General features: G+C 70.5%; 21 protein-coding genes and 2 pseudogenes. 9 read left to right on the top strand and 14 right to left on the bottom strand.

All coding sequences use genetic code 11. The features are described 5' to 3' along the window. Positions 1-11: 11 nt before the first annotated feature. The 5 genes from ACFP3V_RS12010 to ACFP3V_RS11990 form a co-directional block, all read right to left on the bottom strand. Positions 12-1487, bottom strand: coding sequence for a hypothetical protein (locus ACFP3V_RS12010; RefSeq protein ID WP_380582853.1), 1476 nt, complete (start codon positions 1485-1487; stop codon positions 12-14). 162 nt (positions 1488-1649) lie between these two features. Further along, on the bottom strand, positions 1650-1976 hold the full coding sequence (locus ACFP3V_RS12005) for a hypothetical protein (RefSeq protein ID WP_380582851.1): 327 nt from the start codon (positions 1974-1976) through the stop codon (positions 1650-1652). After that, complete coding sequence (locus tag ACFP3V_RS12000) at positions 1973-4312, bottom strand: FdhF/YdeP family oxidoreductase (protein ID WP_380582849.1); 2340 nt, start codon at positions 4310-4312, stop codon at positions 1973-1975. The genes ACFP3V_RS12005 and ACFP3V_RS12000 overlap by 4 nt, the downstream gene beginning before the upstream one ends. A gap of 105 nt (positions 4313-4417) precedes the next feature. Beyond that, positions 4418-6967: an ATP-dependent Clp protease ATP-binding subunit gene (locus ACFP3V_RS11995; RefSeq protein WP_380582847.1), complete on the bottom strand. Its 2550-nt coding sequence runs from the start codon at positions 6965-6967 to the stop codon at positions 4418-4420. A gap of 105 nt (positions 6968-7072) precedes the next feature. After that, on the bottom strand, positions 7073-7798 hold the full coding sequence (locus ACFP3V_RS11990; protein WP_380582845.1) for an AMP-binding protein: 726 nt from the start codon (positions 7796-7798) through the stop codon (positions 7073-7075). 210 nt (positions 7799-8008) lie between these two features. Between ACFP3V_RS11990 and ACFP3V_RS11985 the strand changes: the two genes are divergently transcribed. Further along, a complete protein-coding gene (locus ACFP3V_RS11985; RefSeq protein WP_380582843.1) occupies positions 8009-9253 on the top strand; it encodes a PucR family transcriptional regulator in 1245 nt (414 codons plus the stop codon). Between the two features lie 302 nt (positions 9254-9555). Continuing rightward, positions 9556-9921 carry a nuclear transport factor 2 family protein gene (locus ACFP3V_RS11980; RefSeq protein ID WP_380582883.1) on the top strand — a complete coding sequence of 122 codons (366 nt, stop codon included), beginning with the start codon at positions 9556-9558 and terminating at the stop codon, positions 9919-9921. A gap of 829 nt (positions 9922-10750) precedes the next feature. On the opposite strand, the gene ACFP3V_RS11975 is transcribed toward ACFP3V_RS11980, so the two are convergent. Further along, positions 10751-11134 (bottom strand): ArsR/SmtB family transcription factor, encoded by a 384-nt coding sequence (locus tag ACFP3V_RS11975; protein ID WP_380582841.1) that lies wholly within the window; start codon positions 11132-11134, stop codon positions 10751-10753. A 93-nt stretch (positions 11135-11227) separates the two neighbouring features. On the opposite strand from ACFP3V_RS11975, the gene ACFP3V_RS11970 reads away from it, so the two are divergent. Continuing rightward, positions 11228-13216, top strand: a complete 1989-nt coding sequence (locus ACFP3V_RS11970; protein WP_380582839.1) for a heavy metal translocating P-type ATPase — start codon at positions 11228-11230, stop codon at positions 13214-13216. Further along, a pseudogene (locus tag ACFP3V_RS11965) lies at positions 13213-13592 on the top strand ((2Fe-2S) ferredoxin domain-containing protein). Before ACFP3V_RS11970 ends, ACFP3V_RS11965 begins: the two are co-directional and overlap by 4 nt. 440 nt (positions 13593-14032) lie before the next feature. On the opposite strand, the gene ACFP3V_RS11960 reads toward ACFP3V_RS11965, so the two are convergent. Beyond that, positions 14033-14968 carry an NADP-dependent oxidoreductase gene (locus tag ACFP3V_RS11960; RefSeq protein WP_380582837.1) on the bottom strand — a complete coding sequence of 312 codons (936 nt, stop codon included), beginning with the start codon at positions 14966-14968 and terminating at the stop codon, positions 14033-14035. A gap of 97 nt (positions 14969-15065) precedes the next feature. Here ACFP3V_RS11960 and ACFP3V_RS11955 point away from each other — a divergent pair, with 97 nt between their 5' ends. Further along, positions 15066-15566 (top strand): MarR family winged helix-turn-helix transcriptional regulator, encoded by a 501-nt coding sequence (locus ACFP3V_RS11955; protein ID WP_380582835.1) that lies wholly within the window; start codon positions 15066-15068, stop codon positions 15564-15566. A 61-nt stretch (positions 15567-15627) separates the two neighbouring features. Then, positions 15628-15939: pseudogene (locus tag ACFP3V_RS11950) on the top strand (tyrosine-type recombinase/integrase); the annotation flags it as partial. Between the two features lie 77 nt (positions 15940-16016). Here the strand turns inward: ACFP3V_RS11950 and ACFP3V_RS11945 are convergent. The 5 genes from ACFP3V_RS11945 to ACFP3V_RS11925 all read right to left on the bottom strand — a co-directional run bounded on the left by ACFP3V_RS11945 (position 16017) and on the right by ACFP3V_RS11925 (position 19284). Continuing rightward, positions 16017-16454 carry a hypothetical protein gene (locus ACFP3V_RS11945; protein WP_380582833.1) on the bottom strand — a complete coding sequence of 146 codons (438 nt, stop codon included), beginning with the start codon at positions 16452-16454 and terminating at the stop codon, positions 16017-16019. A 2-nt stretch (positions 16455-16456) separates the two neighbouring features. Continuing rightward, the gene (locus ACFP3V_RS11940; protein ID WP_380582831.1) at positions 16457-16882 is read right to left on the bottom strand and encodes an HNH/endonuclease VII fold putative polymorphic toxin; all 426 of its coding nucleotides are present in this window, start codon (positions 16880-16882) and stop codon (positions 16457-16459) included. Positions 16883-17151: 269 nt separating this feature from the next. Continuing rightward, positions 17152-17271, bottom strand: coding sequence for a DNA cytosine methyltransferase (locus ACFP3V_RS11935; RefSeq protein WP_380582881.1), 120 nt, complete (start codon positions 17269-17271; stop codon positions 17152-17154). 165 nt (positions 17272-17436) lie between these two features. Beyond that, the gene (locus tag ACFP3V_RS11930; protein ID WP_380582829.1) at positions 17437-18426 is read right to left on the bottom strand and encodes a TRM11 family SAM-dependent methyltransferase; all 990 of its coding nucleotides are present in this window, start codon (positions 18424-18426) and stop codon (positions 17437-17439) included. Positions 18427-18471: 45 nt separating this feature from the next. Beyond that, positions 18472-19284, bottom strand: coding sequence for a class I SAM-dependent methyltransferase (locus ACFP3V_RS11925; protein ID WP_380582827.1), 813 nt, complete (start codon positions 19282-19284; stop codon positions 18472-18474). Between the two features lie 529 nt (positions 19285-19813). On the opposite strand from ACFP3V_RS11925, the gene ACFP3V_RS11920 reads away from it, so the two are divergent. Then, a complete protein-coding gene (locus ACFP3V_RS11920) occupies positions 19814-20068 on the top strand; it encodes a hypothetical protein (RefSeq protein WP_380582825.1) in 255 nt (84 codons plus the stop codon). Here ACFP3V_RS11920 and ACFP3V_RS11915 read toward each other — a convergent pair. Next, complete coding sequence (locus tag ACFP3V_RS11915; protein WP_380582823.1) at positions 20050-20502, bottom strand: hypothetical protein; 453 nt, start codon at positions 20500-20502, stop codon at positions 20050-20052. The two genes, ACFP3V_RS11920 and ACFP3V_RS11915, sit on opposite strands and share 19 nt — an antisense overlap. A 412-nt stretch (positions 20503-20914) precedes the next feature. Between ACFP3V_RS11915 and ACFP3V_RS11910 the strand changes: the two genes are divergently transcribed. Beyond that, positions 20915-21619, top strand: coding sequence for a nucleotidyltransferase domain-containing protein (locus ACFP3V_RS11910; RefSeq protein WP_380582821.1), 705 nt, complete (start codon positions 20915-20917; stop codon positions 21617-21619). A 135-nt stretch (positions 21620-21754) separates the two neighbouring features. Beyond that, complete coding sequence (locus tag ACFP3V_RS11905) at positions 21755-22324, top strand: GNAT family N-acetyltransferase (protein ID WP_380582819.1); 570 nt, start codon at positions 21755-21757, stop codon at positions 22322-22324. A gap of 56 nt (positions 22325-22380) precedes the next feature. On the opposite strand, the gene ACFP3V_RS11900 is transcribed toward ACFP3V_RS11905, so the two are convergent. Continuing rightward, complete coding sequence (locus ACFP3V_RS11900) at positions 22381-23220, bottom strand: class I SAM-dependent methyltransferase (protein ID WP_380582817.1); 840 nt, start codon at positions 23218-23220, stop codon at positions 22381-22383. Between the last annotated feature and the right edge of the window lie 36 nt (positions 23221-23256).

Here is a 23256-nt window from a genome sequence, read left to right as displayed (position 1 = left end):
CCCGTGCCTCGCTAGGACGGCCGGGGTGGCTTCGCCTCGTCGGCAACGGAGGGGCTCACCTCGCGCACACGGTCTGGCGCAAGGCGCCGAGCCAGCTCTCGCAGGTCGTCGGAGTCGAGGACGCTCCGCAAGGCCCTGGCCGTGTGCTGCGGGAGATCGACGCGGGCATTCGCCACCAGGCGCTCCAGAGGCCCCAGTTCGACGTCGAGGCACAGGCTCAACGGCTCCCAGTTGTTGCTCGGGTCGGTGACGATCTCGCCGCCCAGGGCACCGGCCTGGTCGGCGAGGTGGATGAAGCGGTGCACTTCGCCCAGGGTGAGACTGTGGTGTCGCGAGGGGTGCTCGACCTTCACCTTCCTTGTCGTGACCGCCCGTTCGCCGCGCCGCCGGCCAGGCGAGCGCGGTGCTGCTCCCTCGGCAGGGAACGGCGACCCGGAAGTCGGCACACCGTCCGCGACGAGGAGGGAGACCAGCTTCAGGACGTCATCGGGACCGAGATGGCGTCGCACCACCTCGGCCGCTTCCGCAAGCCGGTGGACGTCGTTGCGCACCCTGCTCACGACGCGGTCGGCAGGGGGCAGTTCGACCTCCACGCTGATGTTCCACAGTGTCGGCCCGTGGTACCTCGGGGGCGTCCCTGCCTTGACGATCTCGCCACCGGTGGCGCCAAGCCGCCGGGCCTCCCGGATGAACACGGCGACGTCGTCCAGACTCAGGTCCAGCTCTGTCTCGTGCTCGACCTTCACCTTCCGCGTGACCGACAGTCCGCTTTCGCCCAGGGGCTGTTGCCGGGGTTGCCCGCCGCGACCGGCCGGCGCAGGCTCATCGAGGGCCGGGGCGTCTTCCACCGCAAGGAGACGAGCCAGTTCGCGGACGTCGCGCAGGCGAAGACCGCGCCGAAGAGCAGCGGCCGTGGCCGCGGGGCTCTCCAGGCACACCGTCACCGGCATGGGGGCGGGCCTGTTCTCGAGGACGACGCTGATCCATTTCAGTCCGTTGCCCAGGAGCTTGGGCTGGCCCTCGATGTGCCGGCTGCTGCGGGCTCCCAACCGGTCGGCCTCCTGGGCGAATGCGGCGATCTCGTCCAGGGTCAGTGTCCGCTTCCCAGGCGCCTGGTACTCGACCACCGCCTTGCGGCGGACCGTGTCCGACTGCCTGGGCGTCGGCGTCCGGTTGGGAGAGGCGCCCTGGGTGAGGAGGCGAGCGAGTACCTGGACCTCGTGCGGGCTGTAGTGGCGTCGCAGCGCCCGCGCCGCTGCCGCGGGGGGCTCGACGTACGCCGTCACCGGGTAGCCGGAACCCGTCGGGGTCACCTCGACCCTGACCTTGCGCAGCGCCGCGTTCCAGAGGTGGCCGCCGATGTGGATGGCCTCCCTGCCGCGCGCTCCGCTCAGGCGGGCGTCCTGAAGGAAGGCGTCGAGATCGTCAAGGGTCAGGAACCGGTGCTCCCGAGCCGCGTGCCTGACCATCCTCTTCGGCGAGCCCATCGGTTCCCCCCAGCGGACGCAAGCCAGGCCTGTGTTCCGAACCTACCCCGTGCGGCCTCGTCGAAGGCGGCCGCACGCGGATTCCCACCGGATCGACGCCGGCTCCGTTCCGGCCGTGGCCGTGCGCGCTCGGCCGGCAGGCCGGGTTACCCCGTCCCGGCATCAACGCGCCGATGGTGCCGCGTGCCCATGCCGGGTGCCGGGCCGTCCAGATCTGCCCACGCCGCCTCCGGGACGGGGGCGAGTGAGCGGTGCGGGTTGTCCACGGTGGTGCTCCTCACGGTGCTTCAGGTCGCGGATGCCGAGCGAGCCCTGGCCGGACGGATCCGAGGCGGAGCTGGTCCAGGTGGGCAGCTCGGTGCTGGCCCCCCGGCCCTGGTCCTCGTCGGCGCTGCCAAGGTCGCGGACCTCGCGGAAGACCTGCAGTGCGTGGGGCACCGAGGGTGAGCCGTAGCCGAGGGCGCCGTCGTCGGCCTGACGAGTCGTCACGACCGCGTCCTCGCCGGGTCCGCGGACTTCTCCACGGTGACCCTGAGGTGCTTCATGAGGGGCTGGTCGCTCTGGGTGCTGTAGTCGCCGATGGCGCAGAGGACGTTCATCTCGGGCATGTAGCCGGCGGCGCAGCCGCGGGGGATGTCGTAGGGGACGGCGAGGTAGCCGGTGAGGGAGCGGGTGCTGCCGTCGCGGGCGGTGCTGGTGACGTCGACCGGGTCGAACTCGGTGATGCCGCGTTCGCGCATGTCGTCGGGGTTCATGAAGACCAGCGTGCGCAGGTTCCTGATGCCGCGGTAGCGGTCGTTGTCGGAGTAGATGGTGGTGTTCCACTGGTCGTGGGAGCGCATGGTGCCCAGGGCCAGGGTGCCGGGGGCGGGGATGACGTCGGGCAGCGGGGCCGCGGAGAACTCGGCCTTGCCTGAGGGGGTGAGGAAGACCAGTTCGCGGGCGGGCTGCTTGATCCGGAAGCCGAGCGGGAGGCGCACCCGGCGGTTGAAGTCCTCGAAGCCGTCCAGGACTTGGGCCATGGTGTCGCGGATGCGGTCGTAGTCCTCGACGTACCACTGCCAGGGGGTGGTGCTGTCCGGCAGCGCCGCACGGGCCAGGCCCGCGATGATCGCCGGTTCGGAGAGCAGGTGCGGTGAGGCGGGGCGTTTCATGCCCTTGGACAGGTGGACCATGCTCATCGAGTCCTCGACCGAGGTCTCCTGTTCGCCCGCACGCTGCACGTCCTTCTCGGTGCGGCCGAGGCAGGGCAGGATCAGCGCCCGGCGGCCGTGGACGAGGTGGCTGCGGTTGAGCTTGGTGGACACCTGCACGGTCAACTCGCAGTTGCGCAGGCCCTCGTAGGTGTACGCGGTGTCCGGGGCGGCGAGCGCGAAGTTGCCGCCCATGCCGACGAAGACCTGGATCTCGCCGCGGTGCATGGCCTCGATCGTGGCGACGGTGTCCTTGCCGTGCGCGCGGGGCGGGTCGATGCCGCACAGCTCGCCGAGCCGGTCCAGGAACTCCTGGGTGGGCCGGTGGTCGATGCCGCAGGTGCGGTTGCCCTGGACGTTGGAGTGCCCGCGCACCGGGGACGGCCCGGCGCCCTCGCGGCCCAGGTTGCCGCGCAGGAGCAGCAGGTTGACGATCTCGCGCACGGTGTCCACGCCGTGCTCGTGCTGGGTGACGCCCAGGCACCAGCTGACGATGGACCGGTCGGCGTCACGGTAGACCCGGGCCGCCTTCAGGATCCGGTCGCGCGGCACACCCGACTGCCGCTCGATCTCGTCCCAGGAGGTGGCCTCGACCAGCTTGCGGTAGTCCTCGAAGCCGATGGTGTGCCGGTCGATGAACAGCTGGTCCAGCGCCTTCGGGTCGGTCCTCGCCTGTTCCAGTACCGCCTTGGCCATGCCGCGCAGCAGCGCCATGTCGCCGCCGATGCGGACCTGCAGGTTCAGCGTGCTGGTGCGGGTGGACTTGTTCAGGGCCATGTCGACGAAGTCGTGCGGGATGATCGTGCGCCGGGCGGCGGCCTCGATCAGGGGGTTGATGTGCACGATCTGCGTGCCGCGCCGGTAGGCCTCGGCGAGGGCGGTCAGCATCCGCGGGGCGTTGGAGGCGGCGTTGACGCCGAGGATGAACAGGGCGTCGGTGGTCTCCCAGTCCTTGAGGTCCACCGTGCCCTTCCCGGTCCCGAGGGCGGCCTGCAGGGCGCGGCCGCTGGCCTCGTGGCACATGTTGGAGCAGTCGGGCAGGTTGTTGGTGCCCAGCTCACGGGCCATCAACTGGTAGAGGAAGGTGGCCTCGTTGCCCAGCCGTCCGGAGGTGTAGAAGGCGGCCCGGTCCGGCGAGTCCAACTCCCGTACCACGCGCCCGAAGAGGGCGAAGGCGTCGTGCCAGCTGATGGGGACGTAGTGGTCGGTGGCCGGGTCGTAGACCATCGGCTCGGTCAGCCGCCCCTGGTCCTCCAGGGCGAAGTCGCTCCAGCCGGACAGCTCGGTCACGGTGTGGGCGGCGAAGTACGCGCGATCGACGCGCTTGCGGGTCATCTCCCAGGTGACGTGCTTGATGCCGTTCTCGCACAGGTCGAGCCTGAGGCCCTTGATGTCGTCGGGCCAGGCGCAGCCGGGGCAGTCGAAGCCGCCGTTCTCGTGGTTCATCTTCATGATCGCCCGTGGCCCGTCCACCCACTCGCCCTCGCGGGCGAGGAACCGGGTCACGCTCTTGGCCGCGCCCCAGCCCGCCGCCGGGTGACGGTACGGGTGGAACTCCGGCGCGCCCTCGGGAGTGGACCCGACCCGGGACTCGACGTCCGCCGGCGACTCGTTGGCCTCGGAGGTGCTCATCACGTGCGCCCTCTGACTTTCTTCGGTGGAGCAGGAGCCCTGCCTGTCCCGTTCGTCGTTGCGCTCGGCGGCGGGACACGGCGGTGTGTGCGCCGGGTCCCCGGCCTACTGCTCTTCGGGGATCCGGTCGGCCGCGGGCGGTGTGTCGTGCTCGGGGCTCCGGGACTCGTCGCCGGCGCCTTCGGGGTGACGGACGGTCAGGTGCAGGGAGTCGTCCTTGACGTCGGCGACGATGGTGTCGCCCGGGTCCGCCTCCCCGGCCAGGACCAGGGTGGCGATCCGGTTGTCCAGCTCGGTCTGGATGGTCCGCCGCAACGGCCGGGCCCCGAACTCCGGCTTGTATCCGTGCGCCACCAGCAGCCGCTTCGCCGCCTCGGTCACCTCCAGCTCCATCCCCTGCGCACGCACCCGCCGCCGGCTGTGCTCCAGCAGCAGGTCCACCACCGACGACAGGTCCTGCTCGGTCAGCGCATGGAACACGATCGTCTCGTCGATCCGGTTCAGGAACTCCGGCGGGAACTGCGCCAGCAACGCCGCCTGCAACTGCTCCCGGATCTCCGCCACATCCCCGTGATGCGCCAGGATCAACGGCGAGCCGATGTTGCTCGTCATGATCACCACCGTGTTGCTGAAGTCCACCGTCCGGCCCTGAGCATCCGTCAACCGGCCGTCGTCCAACACCTGCAACAACGTGTGGAACACATCCGGGTGCGCCTTCTCGACCTCGTCGAACAGCACCACGCTGTACGGCTGACGACGCACCCGCTCCGTCAGCTGCCCCGCCTCCTCATATCCCACATAACCGGGCGGGGAGCCCACCAGCCGCGACACCGTGTGCTTCTCCTGGAACTCACTCATGTCGAACCGGACCAACCGGTCCTCGTCCCCGAACAGCAGCTCCGCCAGGGCCTTCGCCAACTCGGTCTTGCCCACTCCGGTCGGCCCGAGGAACAGGAACGAACCCACCGGCCGCCCCGGATCCCCCATCCCCGCCCGGCTGCGCCGCACCGCCTGCGCGACCGCCAGCACCGCCTCGTCCTGCCCCACCACCCGGTCGTGCAGCGCATCCTCCAACGCGAGCAGCCGCTCCCGCTCACTGCGCGTCAACTGCGCCACCGGGATGCCGGTCCGCCGCGCGACGATGTCGGCGATGTCCTGCTCGGTCACCTCGACGACGCCCTCACGCCGCTCCTCGACCTCGGCGATCTCGTTCTCCAGCTCGGCGATCGCCGCCTTCAGCTCCTGGGCGCGGTCGAACTCCTCGGCCCGCACCGCCTCGTCCTTCTCCCGGTTCAACCGCGCCAGACGGTCCTCACGGTCCTGGACCTCCTTCGACTTGCCCCGTGCGCGCAACCGCACCCGGGCGCCGGCCTGGTCGACCAGATCGATCGCCTTGTCCGGCAGGAACCGGTCGGCGATGTAGCGGTCCGACAACTGCGCCGCCGCCACCAACGCCCCATCGGAGAACCGCACCTGGTGATGCGCCTCGTACGCGTCCCGCAACCCCTCCAGAATCAGGACCGTCTCCTCCACGCTGGGCTCGGGCACCTGCACCGGCTGGAACCGGCGCTCCAGCGCCGCGTCCTTCTCCACATGGCGGCGGTACTCGTCCAGCGTGGTCGCGCCGACGACGTGCAACTCGCCGCGGGCCAGCGCCGGCTTGAGGATGTTGCCCGCGTCCATCGACCCCTCACCCCCCGAGCCCGCCCCGACCACCGTGTGCAACTCGTCCACGAACAGGATCACCCGGTCCGCCGCCCCGGTGACCTCGTCGATCACCTTCTTCAACCGCTCCTCGAACTCCCCCCGGTACTTCGACCCGGCCACCAGCCCGGCCAGGTCCAGTTCCACCACCCGCCTGCCCTCCAGCGTCCGGGGGACATCACCCGCCACGATGCGCTGCGCCAGCCCCTCGACGATCGCGGTCTTGCCCACCCCCGGCTCCCCGATCAGGACCGGGTTGTTCTTCGAACGCCGGGACAGGATCTCCACCGTCTGCTCGATCTCCTCCCCCCGCCCGACCACCGGGTCCAGCCGGCCCGAGCGGGCCTCAGCTGTCAGATCCCGGCCGTACTCGTCCAACGTCGGTGTCTGGCTCGCCTCGCGACCCGACTCGCCGCCCGCCGCGGCCTGCGCACCCCGCGACACCCGCCCCGGATCCACCCCGAGGTTCTGCGCCACCCCCGCCGCCGCGTCCTCGCCCGGATCCAGCAGCGCCTGCAGGATGTGCTCCGGCCCGATGTACGACGAACCCGCCGCCTGCGACCGGGCATGCGCCCCGATCAGCACCCGCTTCGCCGCCGGCGTCAACCCCGGCTCCGCCGAAGGCGTCCCCGCCCCCGCCGGAAGCGACTCCTCCAGTTCTTGGGCGAGTTCGTCGGGGTCGGCGCCCGCGCGGGCGAGCAGGGAGCGTGAGGGCTCGACCTGGGTCGCGGCCCACAGCAGGTGCTCGGTGTCCAGGTCCCCGCTCCCGTCCTCGACCGCCCGCCGCGACGCCCGCGCGATCAACTCCCGCGAGGACTCGGTCAGCAGCCGCCCGATGGGCACCCGCTGCACCGCCGGCGGCGACGACCCCGCCGACATGCCGAAGAACCGGTTGAGCAGGTCCGAGAACGGATCTGACGACCCGAAGGAACCGAAGAGAGGTGTCGACACGGTCATTCCCTCCAACATCAGCGAGAGAGCTTTCAAGGGTGTTCGTCCGCCGTTCCCAGATTCCAAACCCGGCCAAACCTGGGCAAGTCGACGGTCGGGACGGACCTACCACCCCTTCACGTGGCCGGTCCCGGTGCAGGGGCCGACGTGCGCGGCGGCGCCTTCGCCGTCAGCGACGGCGTCGAGGTCGGGAATGAGCAGGCAGGCCCCTGCGAGGACGGTCGCATTGAGGCAGCAGACCCCGCCGACGGCCGCTGCGGGCGGGCAGCCGATGACGACATCGCCCGGTTCGAGGTCGAGCGCGGCCGTGGCCGTCGTGAACGCCTGGGCGCGGAGCGCGCCGTGGGTCAGGGACCGGGCGAACACCAGGTGGGTGTCGTCCTCGTCGTAGCGCAGGACGGCCAGGTCCTTGTCGTTGCGGTAGGCGATGTCGGCGCGCAGGGGCCACTGGGCCACCTGGTCGAGGAAGTCCCGGCCGACCGCGATCTCCGCGTCGGCGCGGGGCGGGGCCTTGCCGGAGAACAACAGGCGGGCCTCGGACGCCGCCAGCCGGCGTCCCACGTCCTCGGAGGTGAGGTCGCAGCCGAGCAGGACCGCCCCCGCGCCGATCCGCAGCACGCCGTAGTACAGCACCGCAAGCCAGGCGCCGTGCGGCACCATGAGCCCGACGGTGTCCCCGGCGCGGACGCCGTGGGCATGCAGTCCTCCCGCGACGCGCCCGCTCAGATCGTCCAGATCGGCGTAGGACAGGACGTCACCGCCGCCGCGGAGCGCCGGGTACAGCGGGTACTGCCCGGCTGTCTCCTGGAGGTTCGTGGCCAGATTGCCCATCTCGTCCTCTTCCCGCGGGGAAGTCCGCGTTCGTCACGATCATCACCAGGGGCACCGCCGGCCACCTATGGCCACGGGGACAGGATTTCCTGTCCCCGGGCACAACGCCCGGGCAAGGGCCCTGGAACGCCCCCCTGACCTGGAAGAACACCAGGGGGTCCACGCCCTCCTGCCGGGGACAGGCGGCCCGCGGGTGGCTAGGCTCGGGCCGTGGACGGCGAAGAGCTTGCGACCGCACCCCTGGCCGGTGTCGCCAAAGCACTGGACGACCGGCTGGACGAGATCATCGACGGGATGATCGACGTCGTCGTGCGCCACGTCCCGTTCTACCGCGGCGCGGTCGTGAGCCGGCGCGACCTGGACGAGGGACTGCGCGGCAGCGTGGCCTTCGTCCTCGCCGAGCTCGCCCGGCCCGGTCCCGGACCGCCCGACATCACCGCACCGGACACGACCGGCCGCAAGCGCGCCGGGCAGGGCGCTCCCCTGGCCGACGTCCTGCACTGCTACCGCCTCAGCTTCGCCTACTTCTGGGACCAGCTCCTCCACGAAGCGCAGCGCACCGGCGAGGAGACCACCGCCGCACTGCTCACCACCGCCTCCCGGATCTGGGCTCTGGCCGACGCCTACTCCACCGCGCTGACGGACTCCTACCGCGACGCCATCGCGGAGCACATGCTGGAGACCGACCGCCGCCGGTCCGCGCTCGTGTCCGCCCTGATCGACGGTCAGACCGCCGACGGAGAAGCCGTCTGGGAGATCGCCCGGCTGCTGGGCTTCCCCCCGCAGGGGCGGTTCGTGGTGGCGGTGGCCGAAGTCGTGGCCGTCGGCGAGCCGCCCCTGCCCGGCCTGGAGTCGCACCTGCGCGCCCTGGATGTGGGATCCGCGTGGCGGGCCCGGCCCGGCCAGGAGATCGGCATCCTCTCCCTCCCCCCGCGCAACTCCGAAGCCACCGTCCTGGACGTGTTCCGGGGCTGCGCGACCGGGCGCGTCGGCCTGAGCCCGGTCTACCAACGGCTCGACCAGACCATGCGGACCCTGCGCTACGCCCAGGTCGCCCTGGAGTCGCTTCCCCAAGGCTCAGCGGCGGTACGGCAATTGGACGACGCCCCGCTGACCGGCCTGGTCCTGGCCAACCTCGACAGCACCCGCCGGGCCGTCAACCGCGTCCTGGGCGGCGTGCTGTGCCTACCCGACAACGAGCGCACCACCCTGCTGGCCACCGCCCAGGCGTGGCTCCAGGCCCACGGCTCGGCCGCGGAGGCCGCCCAGGCCCTGTACTGCCACCCCAACACGGTGCGGTACCGCCTGCGCCGACTGGAGGAGCACCTGCGCGGCCCTCTCGAAGACCCGCTGGTGCTCGGCGAGTTGGCGGTCGCCCTCGACGCCGTGGGCACCTTCCCCGGTCTCCTGCACGAGCACCGCCCCGAGGAGCTGTCCACTCCCGACGCCGACTGAGCAGCGCGGACGGACGGTCGCGTTCGGCAGGGCCCGGTCGAAGGGGCCCGCTGGGAAGACCTGACCACCCACTGACTCGGGGCTTGGCTGTTGCCAGCCGGCTCGATCCCCCGCGGTCCTGGTTTCAGGCTTCCACCTTCGTCACGAGCTGTCGGATTGCCTGGACCGCAAGACGCGAAAGCGATGGTCGGCCTGGCCGCGGACGGCTGCCCCCGGCCACTCCCACATTTCGGGCTGAGGGTCGCTGCGCTTGCTGGGGCCGCTGCAGCAGAGGAGCCTCGAAGATGACGAAGGAGGCCACCATGAGCGCTGCGGCACGTCCCGCCTTCGACGCCGACACGCTGCGTCGGGGCATCGAGGGACACACTCCTGAGACGCTGTTGTCCCTCTACCGGGACGACGCCGAGATTCGGCTGGTCAACCGCAACGCAACACCGAGCCACCCCCAGATCGTGACCGGCCGGGACGCGATCGGTGCCATGCTGACCGATGTCTACAGCCGTGACCTGACCCACAAGCTGGAGCAGTGCGTGATTCAGGGCGACACCGTTGCCTACAGCGAGTCGTGCGAGTACCCGGATGGGCTGCGCGTTCTGTCCGAGTCGATGATCACGCTGCGCGATGGCAAGATCTCCAAGCAGGTCATGATCGAAGCTTGGGACGAATGACCGGGCGCACCCCATAGGTCCGGTCACCGCCAAGAGACCCCACCCGGCGCCCGAGGATCCGGCCGGCCGCTGGCCTCGATCCAGTGCGGCGGCTCGAAGTGGTGCGGCCCGTAGACCTCCGGCCGGAGATCCCGTCACGTGAGGCAGGCCCTCACCCCGTGCGCCAGTAGGCGGTGGCGCCGCCGGGTAGCCGGCCGGGATAGACCCGGGCGACGACGTGGACGTCGTGGCTGCGGAGATCGGATTCTTCGTGGTCGAGTTCGACGCGGTACCGCTCGCCGAGGCGATGGACCGGTCTCGGCGGCGGAGTCAGCGGGCGGCTGCAACTCCGGGGCGTCCTCGACGAAGCCTCTGTCGGGTGCTTCGGCGCTGGTGGCCACCACCTTCGCGCGGACGTCGGGGTCACGGACGAGGATCGGCAGCAGTTGGGTCCGGGCGGTCGGCGTGGAAACGTCCACGATGAAGGTGCAGCAGGCATCGTCCTGCACGTTGGTGAGGACCCGGGCCCAGTCCGCGTGCAGCGCCGCCTCCACCGCGTGCAGCGCGTCCGAGGGGCCGTTGACGGTGAGGGTTACGTGTACGCGGGACGTATCGGCAATGACCCCATGGTGCGATCCGTAGCGCAGCCCTGCGACCAGGGCTCTGTGCTTCGAGTGACCGGAGCGGGACGACAGGAAGGAACGGCTGCTTTCAGCCGTCGCGCATCCGCTGGTCGGTAGCCGTCGGCGCTCCAGCCCCGCACGAGAAGGTCAGGGGGTGCGGCCGAACAGGTCGCCCCGGGCGCCGGCCAGGACTGGGCGGGGACTGACCTGCGCCGGCGCGACTCCGATCAGAGGAGTTCCAGTTCGGGTGCCCCCTCTGCGTCGGTGCCGCGCGCCGCGGGTGCGCGCAGATGCTCGACGTGGCCGATGGCCTGGTCGACGAGGTCGGCGACGTGGTTGTCGTAGAGCGAGTAGACGATGGACCGCCCGCGCCGCTCGGTGCTGACCAGACCGAGGTTGCGCAGCAGGCGCAGTTGGTGGGAGCAGGCGGAGCGTTCCATACCGACGGCGTCGGCGATGTCGCTGGCCGCGCAGGGGCCTTCCTGGAGGTGGGCCAGGATCAGCAGCCGGGAGGGGGTGGCGAGCGCCTGCAGGGTGGTGGCCACGGCGTCCGTGCCGGCCGCTTCCAGGCGTTCGCGTGCGGTGGTGCTGCGGTTCATGCCATGGCCCATGCCTCCATGATACCGAGAACGCGTGAAGAACCATTCAATTGTTCCTTTATAGTGGGTGGGTCGAAGACGTCCCTCCGCTTGGAAGAGCCCCGCATGGCGACCACCCTTCTCGACCGCCCCACCGCTCCTGCGGCGAGCCCCGCCGCGCCGCGGCGCAGGACGCGCGTGCTGGCACTGGCCGAGGCCCGCTGGGCGCTGGCCGCGCTCGTGCTCTTCGCCATCGCGCTGCCGCTGCAGCTCACCGGCGTGACCGCGTGGGTGTGGGGGCCGCTGTACGCGCTGTGCTACGCGGCCGGTGGCTGGGAGCCGGGCTGGGCGGGGCTGACCGCACTGCGGGAGAAGACCCTCGACGTGGACCTGCTGATGGTTGTCGCCGCGCTGGGCGCGGCCGCCATCGGCCAGGTGCTGGACGGCGCGCTGCTGATCGTCATCTTCGCCACCTCCGGCGCACTGGAGGCGCTGGCCACCGCCCGCACCGCCGACTCCGTGCGCGGCCTGCTCGACCTCGCCCCGGCCACCGCGACCCGCCTGCTCGACGACGGCACCGAGGAGAGCGTCCCCACCGAGGAACTGGCGGTCGGCGACACCCTCCTGGTCCGCCCCGGCGAGCGGATCGGAGCGGACGGCCGGGTCCTGGACGGGGCCAGCGACGTCGACCAGGCCACCATCACCGGTGAGCCCCTGCCGGTGGCCAAGCAGACCGGCGACGAGGTCTTCGCCGGCACCTTGAACGGCACCGGCGCCCTGCGCGTGAAGGTGGAACGCGACGCCTCCGACTCCGTGATCGCCCGCATCGTGGCGATGGTCGAGGAAGCCTCCGGGACGAAGGCCCCCACCCAGCTGTTCATCGAGAAGGTCGAACAGCGCTACAGCATCGGCATGGTCACCGCCACGCTCCTCGTCTTCGCCGTCCCGCTCGCCCTCGGCGCGGCACTGTCCGGCTCGCTGCTGCGCGCGATGACGTTCATGATCGTCGCCTCGCCCTGCGCGGTGGTGCTGGCCACGATGCCGCCACTGCTGTCCGCGATCGCCAACGCCGGACGCCACGGCGTGCTCGTCAAGTCAGCCGTCGTCATGGAACAGCTCGGCCAGACCCAGGCCGTCGCGCTCGACAAGACCGGCACCCTGACCGAAGGCACCCCCCGCGTCAGCGACGTGCGCCCGCTCGCCGGGTCCGGCCTGAGCGAGGACCGGCTGCTGGCCCTCGCCGCCGCCGCCGAGCACCCCAGCGAGCACCCGCTGGCCCGCGCCGTCGTCGACGCCGCCCGGGCCCGCCACCTCGACCTCGCCACCGCACAGGACTTCATCTCCACGCCCGGCGTCGGCGTCAGCGCCGGCGTCGAGGGCCGTACCGTCGCCATCGGCTCACCGGCCCGCCTGCTGGACCAGAACGCCGGACAGGCCCACGCGGCCGCCGCGGTCGCCGCCGCCCAACTGGAGGACGGCGGCCGTACCGCGGTGGTCGTGCTGCGCGACGGCAAGCCGGTCGGGGTGCTCGGCATCGCGGACCGCCTCCGGCCGGACGCCGCCGCCACCGTCGCCCGCCTGGGCGCGTTGACCGGCCGGCCGCCGATCCTGGTGACCGGCGACAACCCTCGCGCCGCCCGGCGCCTGGCGCGCGAGGTCGGCATCACCGATGTCCGCGCCGGACTGCTGCCACCGGACAAGGTCACCGCCGTAAGCGAGTTGGAGCACGCGGGCCGCCGAACGATGGTCATCGGCGACGGCGTCAACGACGCCCCCGCTCTCGCCGCCGCACACACGGGCATCGCCATGGGCCGCGCGGGCTCCGACCTCGCCCTGGAAACCGCCGACGCCGTCATCGTCCGCGACGAGCTCGCCACCGTCCCCACCGTGATCGCCCTGTCCCGCCGGGCCCGCGGCCTGGTGGTGCAGAACCTGGTCATCGCGTCGGTGTTCATCACCGGCCTGGTGCTCTGGGACCTCATCGGCCATCTGCCGCTGCCGCTCGGCGTGCTCGGCCACGAGGGCTCCACGGTCATCGTCGGCCTCAACGGACTGCGACTGCTGCGCGACGCCGCCTGGCGTCGCGCCGGAGACGACGCGACGGCGGCCCGGTGAGCCGCCGAACCCGCACGGGCCAGGCCGGTCCCGTCCCGCAGGCAGACGGGGGCCGCCCCAGCGTCACGGTCTGCCGTGGCTGCTGCTGCGGCACCCCGAAGATCCCCGGCCTCGACCACGCCGCCCAACTGCGCGATCTGCGCACCCAGTTGGCGGACAGCGCTAGCCTTCGCGTGGTCGACTGCCTGGACGCATGCGAGCAGGCCGCGCAGGCGGCCGCCCCGCCTGGCTCGGCCTGGTCAACGACACCGACGTGACCGCGGACATCGCCGCCTGGACCCGAGCAGGCGGCCCCGGAGTGGCCGACCCGCCGGACATCCTCGACCTCTACGCCTTCCGACCCTCCCGCCGCGTCCGCCAGCGCGTCGAGGACTGACTCACCAGACCGGCGGCGAAACCTGTCGCGACACCCCAAGTCCCCGCCAGATTCCCCCGCTTGGGGCGGCGAAATCCGCTGACCCATCGGTTTCTCGGCGGCGAACCTCGCCGCCGCCCAGCAAGAAGCCGGCGCTCTGAGCCGCCTGTGGCTACGCGTTTCCTCAGCTGATCGGCCTGGCCAAGACGCCGGCCGCCCCGCACGGCGTATTCGCCGGCCCCATGACCAGGGAGAGACATCGGGTCCGGCTCGGGCGTGAAGGCGGAGAAGTCGGGGCGGAACGCCTTCTTGGCGAAGGCGGACAGCGTGGCCGAGAAGCCGGTGATCGTCCGCGGCCCGGAGCCCGCATGCAGCTCCGGGACCGCGCTGCCGTCGGTGTTCTCGCCGAACTCCTGGATCGTCAGGGGCAGGCCGTTGGGGAGTTCGCGTAAGCGCTCGGTTCACGGCGTGAGCAGCACCTTTCCGCGGATGTCGCCGCGCGCGTAGATGTCGTGGACCGTCGCGGTTTCGGCGAGCGGGTACCGCGCGCTGATCTCGATGCGGAGCTCTCCGGCATCGACGAGCTTCGCGAGGTTGGCGAGCTGGTTCGCGTCGCCGCGCGTCTGCATGTTCACGCCGCGCACATCGCGGGCCGTGTCGCCCGCCGCGGGGGTCGTGAGGCTGACGATCACGCCGCCGTCCTTGACCAGGCCGGTCAGCGCGGCCATGTCGGCCTCGGAGGCGGCGACGGTGTTGAGCACCGCGTCGACGGGCTCGGTGATCGCCTTGGCCGGGCTCGTCACGGTGTAGTCGATGACTTCGTCGGCGCCCAGCGCGCGGACCGCGTCGGCGCTGCGCGGGCTCGCGGTCGCGATGACGTAGGCGCCCGCGCGCTTGGCCAGTTGCACCGCGATTCCGCCGATGCCGCCCGCGCCGTTGACCAGGACCCGTTGTCCCGCCTCGATTCCGGCGTGCTCAAAGACCGCCTGCCAGGCCGTCACGCCGACCAGCGGGATGGCCGCGGCGTCCGTCAGCGGGATGCTCTCGGGCGCCGCGGCGAGCAGGTCCTGGGGCACGGCGACGAACTCGGCCGCGGCCCCGTCGCTCAGCGGCGGCACGGGGCCGAACACCTGGTCGCCGACCTGCCATCGGGTCACGCCCTCGCCGAGCGCGGCCACGCGGCCGGCCACGTCGAGGCCGGGAACGTGCGGCAGTGCCAGCGGGAAGACCCCGCTCATGTAGCCCGCCCGGAGCGCGGCGTCGAGCGGGTTGAACGAGGTCGCCGCGACCTCGACCAGCACCTCGCCCGCCGCCGGCTCGGGGCGCGCGGTCTCCTCATAGCGCAGCACGTCTGAGTCGCCGTACGTGTGGAAACGGATCGCCTTCATGGTGGACATGGGGGAGCCTCCAGCTCGTTCGCCCTTTGCGCTTCGAATTCGAAGCACAGGCCGACGCTACACCTGCTTCGAATTCGTAGCAAGTAGAATGGTCGGCATGCCCGAGGACTCCGTGCACCCGCGCCCCGACCAGCTCGCCGCCTACTTCGCCGTGATGGAGGTGGGCAATCTGCTCCAGCACGCCGTCGAGCAGCAATTGCGCGAGGAGGGCGGGCTGAGCTACATCCAGTTCCAGATCCTGGCCGCGCTGGGGGAGAGCGCCGAGGGCCGGCAGCGGATGACGGACATCGCGGACCGGCTCGTGCACAGCCGAAGCGGGCTGACCTACCAGGTCTCGCGGCTCGCCGAATCAGGCCTCGTGGCCAAGGAGTCCTCGCCGGAGGACGAGCGCAGCGTCGTCGTGGCGCTCACGCCGAAGGGCCGCGAGCTGCTGGGGTGGGTGATGACCGGTCACGTCGAGGTGGTGCGGCGGATCTTCTTCACGCCGCTGAGCGACGAGGACGTCACCGTGCTCGGCGAGGTCCTCGGCCGGGTCCGCGATCACATGCGCGCCGTTCCGCCGAGGTCGGCGGCACCGCGGCGCAAGCGCGGACAGTAAATACAGGACAGCACCGCACGACGGCGCAGCTCAGCGGGATACGTGGACGGACGTGCCATGACTTGATCCTCTCACGGAACCAAGCCTCCAAAGACCCCGGAACGGTTCACTGCGCCGCATCCGCTTCCACGATCTCAGGCACTCGACCGCGACCCTGCTCCTCGACCAGGGCGTCGAACCCGTCGTGATCAAGGAACCCCTCGGCCACGCCCACATCGGGGTCACCGCCACCGTCTACGCCCGCGTCCGACTCCGGATCCAACGCGACGCCATCAACCGCCTCAGCACCGCCCTCGGCGGCACGACCGCCGAACCCGCGACGAACCAGCACGAACGCGACGACCCACATCGAAATGGGATCATCAACCCCTGAAACTGCTGTCACCAACAGCTGTCAAACGAACAAAGTGGCACCGCCGGGTGCAAATCCGGCGGGGCCACACTGATTTTCTACAGCAGGGCCGAAAGAATCCAAACCTCATATTCCTCAGTGGTCACACCGCAGACTACGTGACCCGACGTGGACATCGCCACAAATTCCGGCTCCCCTTGCACGACGCCGAGCTTTTGAGCCATGACCATTTCCGGCATACGTCGGACCAATGCCCATGGAGCGTTTGCCGTCCCCTCGCCAGCAACGCTGACAAGGAATTCCCCTTCGGCATCAAAGAGGCCGGATTCGCTTGCGATTTGCTCCCATCGAGCCTGAACTTCAGAAAGATGCCCAGGAGGGCCTTGGATTGGAATCCGGGCAGCTGGCGTGGCATCCCCGCTAATAATTGGACGCCACGCCGCCATAGGCTCAGGAACAGACCCGGACCAAGCTTCATCGACGACGTCGAGGCCGGACGATTCTAGCAGCGTCCTGCGGGCCTGAAGATCCATCATCCTCACTCGTCCGATTGATAGTAGAAGTGGTGGGAGCCGCCAACGGGGGAATATCTCTCGAATGGCGAAGTCATATCCCAGCCGAAGTTTACCCCATCGCGCGTCGGGTCGGTCTTCGGCTGCCCGGCATGGAAGTGGGAGAACGGCGCATTGGGGTCATTGGTGTGTTCGGCGATGACGCGCGACCCACTTTCGGTTTCGAACTGCTCATAGATTCCATGAGCGCCAGGATTCGAGTCGAACCTATACCCAGGCATTCCGCGCTGAGTCACGTCGTCGCCCACGGTCCAAACCGAGTCCGGCGTCGCGCCCGGTTCAATTCCGGCTCGCGCATAGGCGGCAGCCTTCGCCTCGGCCCTCGTGGCGAATGTCAGATTCTCCGGCCCACAATTCGTGTTGTGGACCAAGATCGGGACGCCGCCTGCCACGACATGGGCGTGGCATGTTGGTAGGGGCTGCGGCAGGTCTGCCGCTGCTCCCCCGCTGAGGACCTGGGGGTGGGTAGCAGTGAGAGGCGTTTGCGCTGGTGAGCTGCTCCGGCGTCGGAAGCTGCCGCAATTCCCCAGCGGATGTGGTGGTAGCCCAGCGCGGCCTGGTCGTCGTGGGTCTGGGCGAGGCCGAGTGAGAGGTAGCCGGGTACCTGTTTCCTGACGAACAGGTCGGGCACCAGGTGGCGAAGGGTCTGGGCGACGTGGGGCTACAGGTAGCGCCTGTCATCTTTCCCCTTTCGTTTGCGGGCGACGCTGAACGGCTGGCACGGCGTGCCGCAGGAGATCACGTGGACTCGCGGGACTGTCCTCAAGACGGTCGCCGTGATGTCGACGAGGGTTGGGGACGGGGAAGCGGTGGGCGAGGACTTTCGCGGCGGCGGGGTCGTTGTCGGACACCCACGCCAGGTGGGCGCCGAGGACGGTGGTGAGGGCGAGGTCGAGTCCGCCGATTCCGCTGCAGAGCGATCCCAGCAGCAGGCGGCGCCGGCGCCTCACCGCGGAGTCCAGCGGGCGGCATCGGCCCAAGGGTCGGGGGGCGTCCCGTCCGGCACCACAGTGCGCGAACTCCGGCCGTCCGGGCGCAGGTTGGCTGTGCGGGAGAGGGTGAAGACGAGGACGTCCTCATGGACGATCAGGTGCATGGGGACGCCGCGGGCGCGGGCCTCGCGGATGTTTCGCAGCTGGTAGAAGGAGCCGCGGGCGACCAGGTGCCCGTCGCGCACGCCCGCGAGGAGGGCGACGCAGCGCTCCACGGGGACGAGGCCCGCGGCTTGTCCGGCGGCGAGGACGGCGGTGGGCAGGTCGACGAGTTCGCCGCGTTCGCGCCAGGGGCGGGCGGTGACTGCCACCGTGGCGCCGTCGGCGAGCAGGGGGCGGCAGCTAGCCAGGATGGTGGTGAACGAGGCCAGGAGGGTGTCCGTGGGGGCGTGGGCGAGGTTGGCGGGTGAGGTGCCGTAGGTGTGGTGGAACTTGCGGATGCCGGGTTCGCCGGTGTCGCGGGTGGAGCGGATGTGCCCGTGCAGGGACGAACCGTACGGCGGCGAGGTGAGCAGCAGCTGGGCCAGGCCGTGCTGTTCGGGGTCGATGAGGCTGGCGGTGTGGCGGGCGTCGCCCTGGTAGACGGTACCGGCTCCGGTGGCGCCCTGATCGTGGGCGAGGCGGAGGTTGCCGCGGGCAATCGGCGGCCAGCGGTGTTCGAGTTCGATGCCGATGGCGTGGCGGCCGAGGTGTACCGCCTCGACCAGGGTGGTGCCGATTCCGCACATCGGGTCCAGGACGGTATCGCCGGGACGGGTGTAGGCGCGGATGGCGTGGCGGCCGATCGCCGGGAGCATCTTGCCGGGATGTTCGACGGACTCGGGCAAGTAGCGGTCCTTGCGCTGGGTGCGGGCGTCCTGCTGGGCGGTGACCCACACGCTGGTGGGCAGCTGGGCCAGCGTCAGCGGCGCACGCTCGCGAGTGCTGGGTTCCGGGTGTGACAAGCCGGTGCTCCTCTTCTCCTCGGGGGCAGTGGTGGGCGACGGGGGTCAGGGGCGGTGGAGGACCAGGACGTCGAAGTGCACGACCCGGCGCGCAGCGCTGGTGGGACGACGGTCCTCGCAGGCACATTCGGGGCCGTGGTAGTCCCGCCGTTCGTGAGGGACAAGTTCGGTACCCTCGGCGTGGGCTTCGACGGCGGCGATGTGCTGGAGGTAGATGAAGCCGGCGGCTTGGGCGTAGGCGACGTGCATGCCGAGGGTGTCCTGCGCGGGGGTCTGCCGGGAGCAGATGACCGCGGTCCCGCCTGGCAGCAGCGCCCGGTGGGCCGAGGCCAGCAGGCCAGCAAGCTCGGTCGTCGTCGCGGGGGTGTGCGGGGCGAGCAGCGCGAGAGCGGCGCGTTCGCCGATCCGGTCGGCCTGGGCCAGGAGCTGCTCGGGGCCGGAGGCGGTGCGCAGGATGGCCAGGGCCTCGGCACCCGGGGCCTGTTCAGCGAGCTGCTGCTGAACACGGCGGCCGTGGGCGGGATGGCCGGAGACGGCCAGGGTCTTGCGTCCCGCGTGGCAGGCTGCGATGACCGCGAGGGCGTTGCCGATGTCTGGGATGAAGACGATGTCGCCGGGCTTGGAGAATGCCTCCACCAGCTGCCGCGCGAGGTCGGCGGGAAGGCGCCGCGCGCAGGCGGTCTCCGTGGGACGGTCGCATCGCGGGCAGCAGCCGGTGAGGGGGTCGGTCAGCCATACGGACAGCGGAACCGGTCCCAGCAGCGCGGTGGTGTCGGAGCGGCGATGCCGACCGCGTCGCTGCCGGGGCACAAGCGGCGAGCTGGAGTCGGAGGTCGGGGTGGGGTCTGGCTGGTGCACGAACGGTGGGCCCTACGGCCGCTGCAGAGACGCTGACGCCACCTAAAGCCTTTTGTGGTCGGCTTTTTGACGTGCCGCCAGATAAGTCATATTGCCTGCTGGCGACTACGGGAGGGAGTCGGCCTGGGGGTCGACGACCGTCAGGCGGACACGTTCCACGCTCACGGCTTCTGTCATCGAGACCGCCCACCACCCATCACAGGCTTCCTCCGAGCAGCCACGTTCCCGCATGACATGACTCCCGAGCATCGGACCAAGACGCTGCGCCGTGCGGGTCGTCCGTTCGACTGTGCTGGCGGACTCCGCTCCTGGCAACGGCGACTGAACTTCTGCGTCCGGGAGCACCGGATCCTGTGCGGGCCAGGATCAAGCCCCTAGAGTCACAGCATGGTTCTCGAGGACGAGCGTTCAGACTGGTCCGACCTTGCCGCGATGCTGAAGGAGCAAACGAGTGCGTGCAAGGCGGCGCGCGACGCCATCGCCGCGGGCGCGGAGGTCGAGATCTTTGACCGGGGGGGTGCCCCAGTGGATGGTCGCCGGTATCGCTGCGGCGAGGCTGAGGTGGTCGTTGAAGCGCGGCCTGACGACGCTCGGCCTCGACGAGAGCCTGGAGATCCTCCGTCGCCATCGCGATGAGCAGTTGCGCACCGGCATCGTCACCCCCGCCGACCGGTCCTGGTTTTTCACCCTGTACTTCGACGCCACCGGCGCTGAGCTCTTGGCGTGCAGCGCCGTCAAAAACCAACGACCCTCGCGGGCCGACGGTCAGAAGCTCCAGCTGTAGAGAGCTCCACCCGAGTTCACCGCGGATGCCGCGAGCCGGGCAATCCCACGCAAGACCGCGAGCAGGTCGTCGTCGGTCATGTCGTGACCGTCCTCAGACCTGAGCCTCGCGGTCCAGCGACCCGCAAGTTCCTCCAGCTCTTGCGGACCGGCGCTGGCGAGCGCCCGGATCAGCCGCTGCGGCAGAGCGAACACCTCGACGCCATCGTTCAGCGGTGCAGTGACCGACCGTGGCCACGCCCAGTCCCGGAGCTTCTCGACCGGCGGGACGTCGGCCGAGGGTTCCTGGAAGTACATGTCCCAGTCGGCGATGGCACTGTCCGGCTCAATGAAGCGGCAGGCTATGGACTCAAATGCCTCACCGGGTCCTCGTGGGCGCGTTGCTGCGGCAGCGTCGTCGTCGGGGGCGAGGAAGAACACGATGTCGTGGGCCACGTGAGCATGATGGCAGCGGCGGACTCGCCGGCGGGTGCAGCTGTGACCGGCCCGTCACCCCGTCTGGCCACAGGCGGACTCCCACGAAGTGCCCCAGCAAGAACGAACGGTGCGATCAGCGACCGGGGCTGCAGGGGGCCGCCATTCATGACAGAATCGAATTTATGTTCGGTGAAGTGTTCGTAGCCCCGCCCGACTGGCCGGACCAGGTCGAACCACCTGGCGCCCCGGGATGGGAGGAGAGCGCCACGGCTTTCCCTGTCAAGTCTTTCTGTTCAAAGTGCGTGGCGGGATTGGTGGGTCCTCGGGGTGCCTCGCGATCCCCTCGACGTCTCCCGGCATGGAGCCGTCGAGTCGGCAAGCGGAAGGAATTTCGGTGCGTGGTGCCGGGCGCCCACGCCACACTGAGGCGATGGACCCCGTAGAGGTAGCAAGGGAACTGGTGCAGGAGCGCTTTCCCCAGGCCCGGGCCGCGTTCTTGGCCGGCAGCGTACTGAGCGACCGCCGCACGCCCACCTCTGACCTGGACATCGTGGTCCTGCTGGCTGGGCCGCCGGCCCCATGCCGTGAAAGCCTCACGTACCGGGGCTGGCCGGTGGAGCTGTTCGCGCAGACCGAGCCCGACTGGCGGGGCTTCGTCGAGCGGGAGACGGCTGCCCGCCGCTCCCCGCTGCTGGCCATGTGCGCCGAGGGGATGCTGCTGGCCGATGTGGACGGACTCGGAGCGGTGCTGCAACGCGAGGCACGGGCGCGGCTGACCGCCGGCCCGCCCCCGGCCTCCCCGGCCGAACTGGACGACCGGCGCTACGCGCTCACCGACACCCTGGAGGACCTGCGGGGCTGCCCTGACCCGGAAGAGCGCGTGTACCTGGTGGCCGACCTGCTGCAACGGGCCTCGGAACTGGCCCTTCTGGCCGGCGGGCACTGGCTGGGCGGCGGCAAGTGGCTGTCGCGGCGACTCGCGGCTGCCGACCCGGGTTTGCACGGCAGATTGACCGCAGGCGCGGTCGCGACGGTCTCCGGCGAGGTGGATGGGCAGGGGCGTCTTGCCGCCGCAGTCGAAGAGGTCCTGGGCCGGGCCGGCGGGCCGCTGTGGGCCGGCTACACCCGCGGATGACTGCAGGTCCTGACTGGCTGATGGCGGAGAAAATCCGGTTGCTGAACCTCGTCTGCTCGGTCATGATCCCCGCTGTGATCACGACACTCTGCAGCCGCCGACCGCACATCCCCACGCCTGCAGAGGAAAACGATCTTGAAGTACACCATGCGCGAGTACACGCCATCTGACGAGACCTCCTGGCTGCGCTGCCGGGTCCTCGCCTTCCTGGACACCTCCTTCTACGACGCCGTGGTCGCGGCCAAGCCCGCGATCGCGGCGCCCGGCCTGGAGCTCGTAGTGGTCGACGAGACCGGCTCGGTGGTCGCCCTCATGGACACCGGCATCGAGGGCGGGCTGGCGACGATCGACACCATCGCGGTCCACCCCGACCACCGGCGCCGGGGCCTGGGGCGGCAGCTCCTGGACCGCACCCGCGCCTGGGCCCGCGCTGCCGGGGCGACCACACTGGACGCCTGGACCCGCGACGACGCGGACACGCTGGCCTGGTACCGCTCGATGGGCTTCGCCGAGAGCGACCACTACCTGCACGTCTACGCCTTCCACTACAGCGACCCGGCCGAGCCGGGCCGCGCGATCGCCGAGCCCCGTCCGGGCCTGCGCCCGGTCCTGGTCTTCGGACACGCCCCGCTCGCCGACGAGGCACGCATGCGGGCCGAGTTCGCCCGGGTCCACGTCGACCGGCGCTTTGCCATGCCAATCTGACAGTTCGGCTGACCGCGGTTCCGCGGCCAGCCCACGCTGGCTACGAAACCCGCCAGTCAGTCATGAAGGCGGGTCTTGCGACCGGCGGTGAGCAGGTGGCCGCTCACGCCGATCAACGATGGGTCCGACTCGGTCAACCGCAAAGCCCGGAGAAGCAGTTCGCATTGAGCGGGCTCCTCCAGCCACGCGCTCATGTCCGTCATCAGCCACGCTGCCCCTTCCAGTCCGTACTGCCCGAGCAGAGCGAAACCTGCAGCGCTCGCTTCACGCGCGATCTCCGGTGGCTGGTGGAAGTACGCGGTGGTGAAGAGCGAGTTCCCGCCCTCCGTGCGCAGGCGGCCGTCCTGGGTCGCAGCCTCGATCTGCGGCCTCCGCAGGGGGTCGAAGTAGCGTCCTTGGTTGAGCGTGTCATGGAGTCCCGCGAAGCGATTGATGGTGGCGGCGACCAGCAGGCCGTCTGGGCGGAGGACGCGGTATGCCTCCGACAGGGCCAGCGCACGGCCGTCGGCGTCGGCAAGGTGGTAGAGCGGCCCGAGCAGCAGCGCGACGTCGAAGGACTCGTTCTCGAACTCCAACGCGCGGGCATCGCCCAGTCGTACGTTCACGTCAGCCAGTCGCCCCGCTTGCTTGACGTGCAGCGGCACCGGGTCAACAAGATCAACCAGATACCCCTCCGCGGCCAGCCACTCGGCGTGGATGCCGCTACCTCCACCAACATCCACGATGCTCGCAGGGGCCGGCGGGAGCAGCCTGCGCAACACGTCCTGGGTGCGCAGCAACTCCAGCCGTCCGGTACCCACCCTCAAGCGCCGGTCTTCCTGGCCTTGCTCGTAGAAGCTGAGGATCTCCTCGGTCAGGGCAGGGGCACCTCGAATTCCTGGACCCGGGTTCGTCATGCCTGCACCCTGGCGGAGGCATCTGCGGCCAAGCAA

This window comes from Streptacidiphilus monticola, from assembly GCF_042658505.1.
In the GTDB taxonomy this organism is placed as follows: Bacteria; Actinomycetota; Actinomycetes; order Streptomycetales; family Streptomycetaceae; genus Streptacidiphilus; species Streptacidiphilus monticola.
The sequence above is the reverse complement of the archived record's forward strand: the minus strand, read 5'-3'. Positions and strand labels throughout refer to the sequence as shown.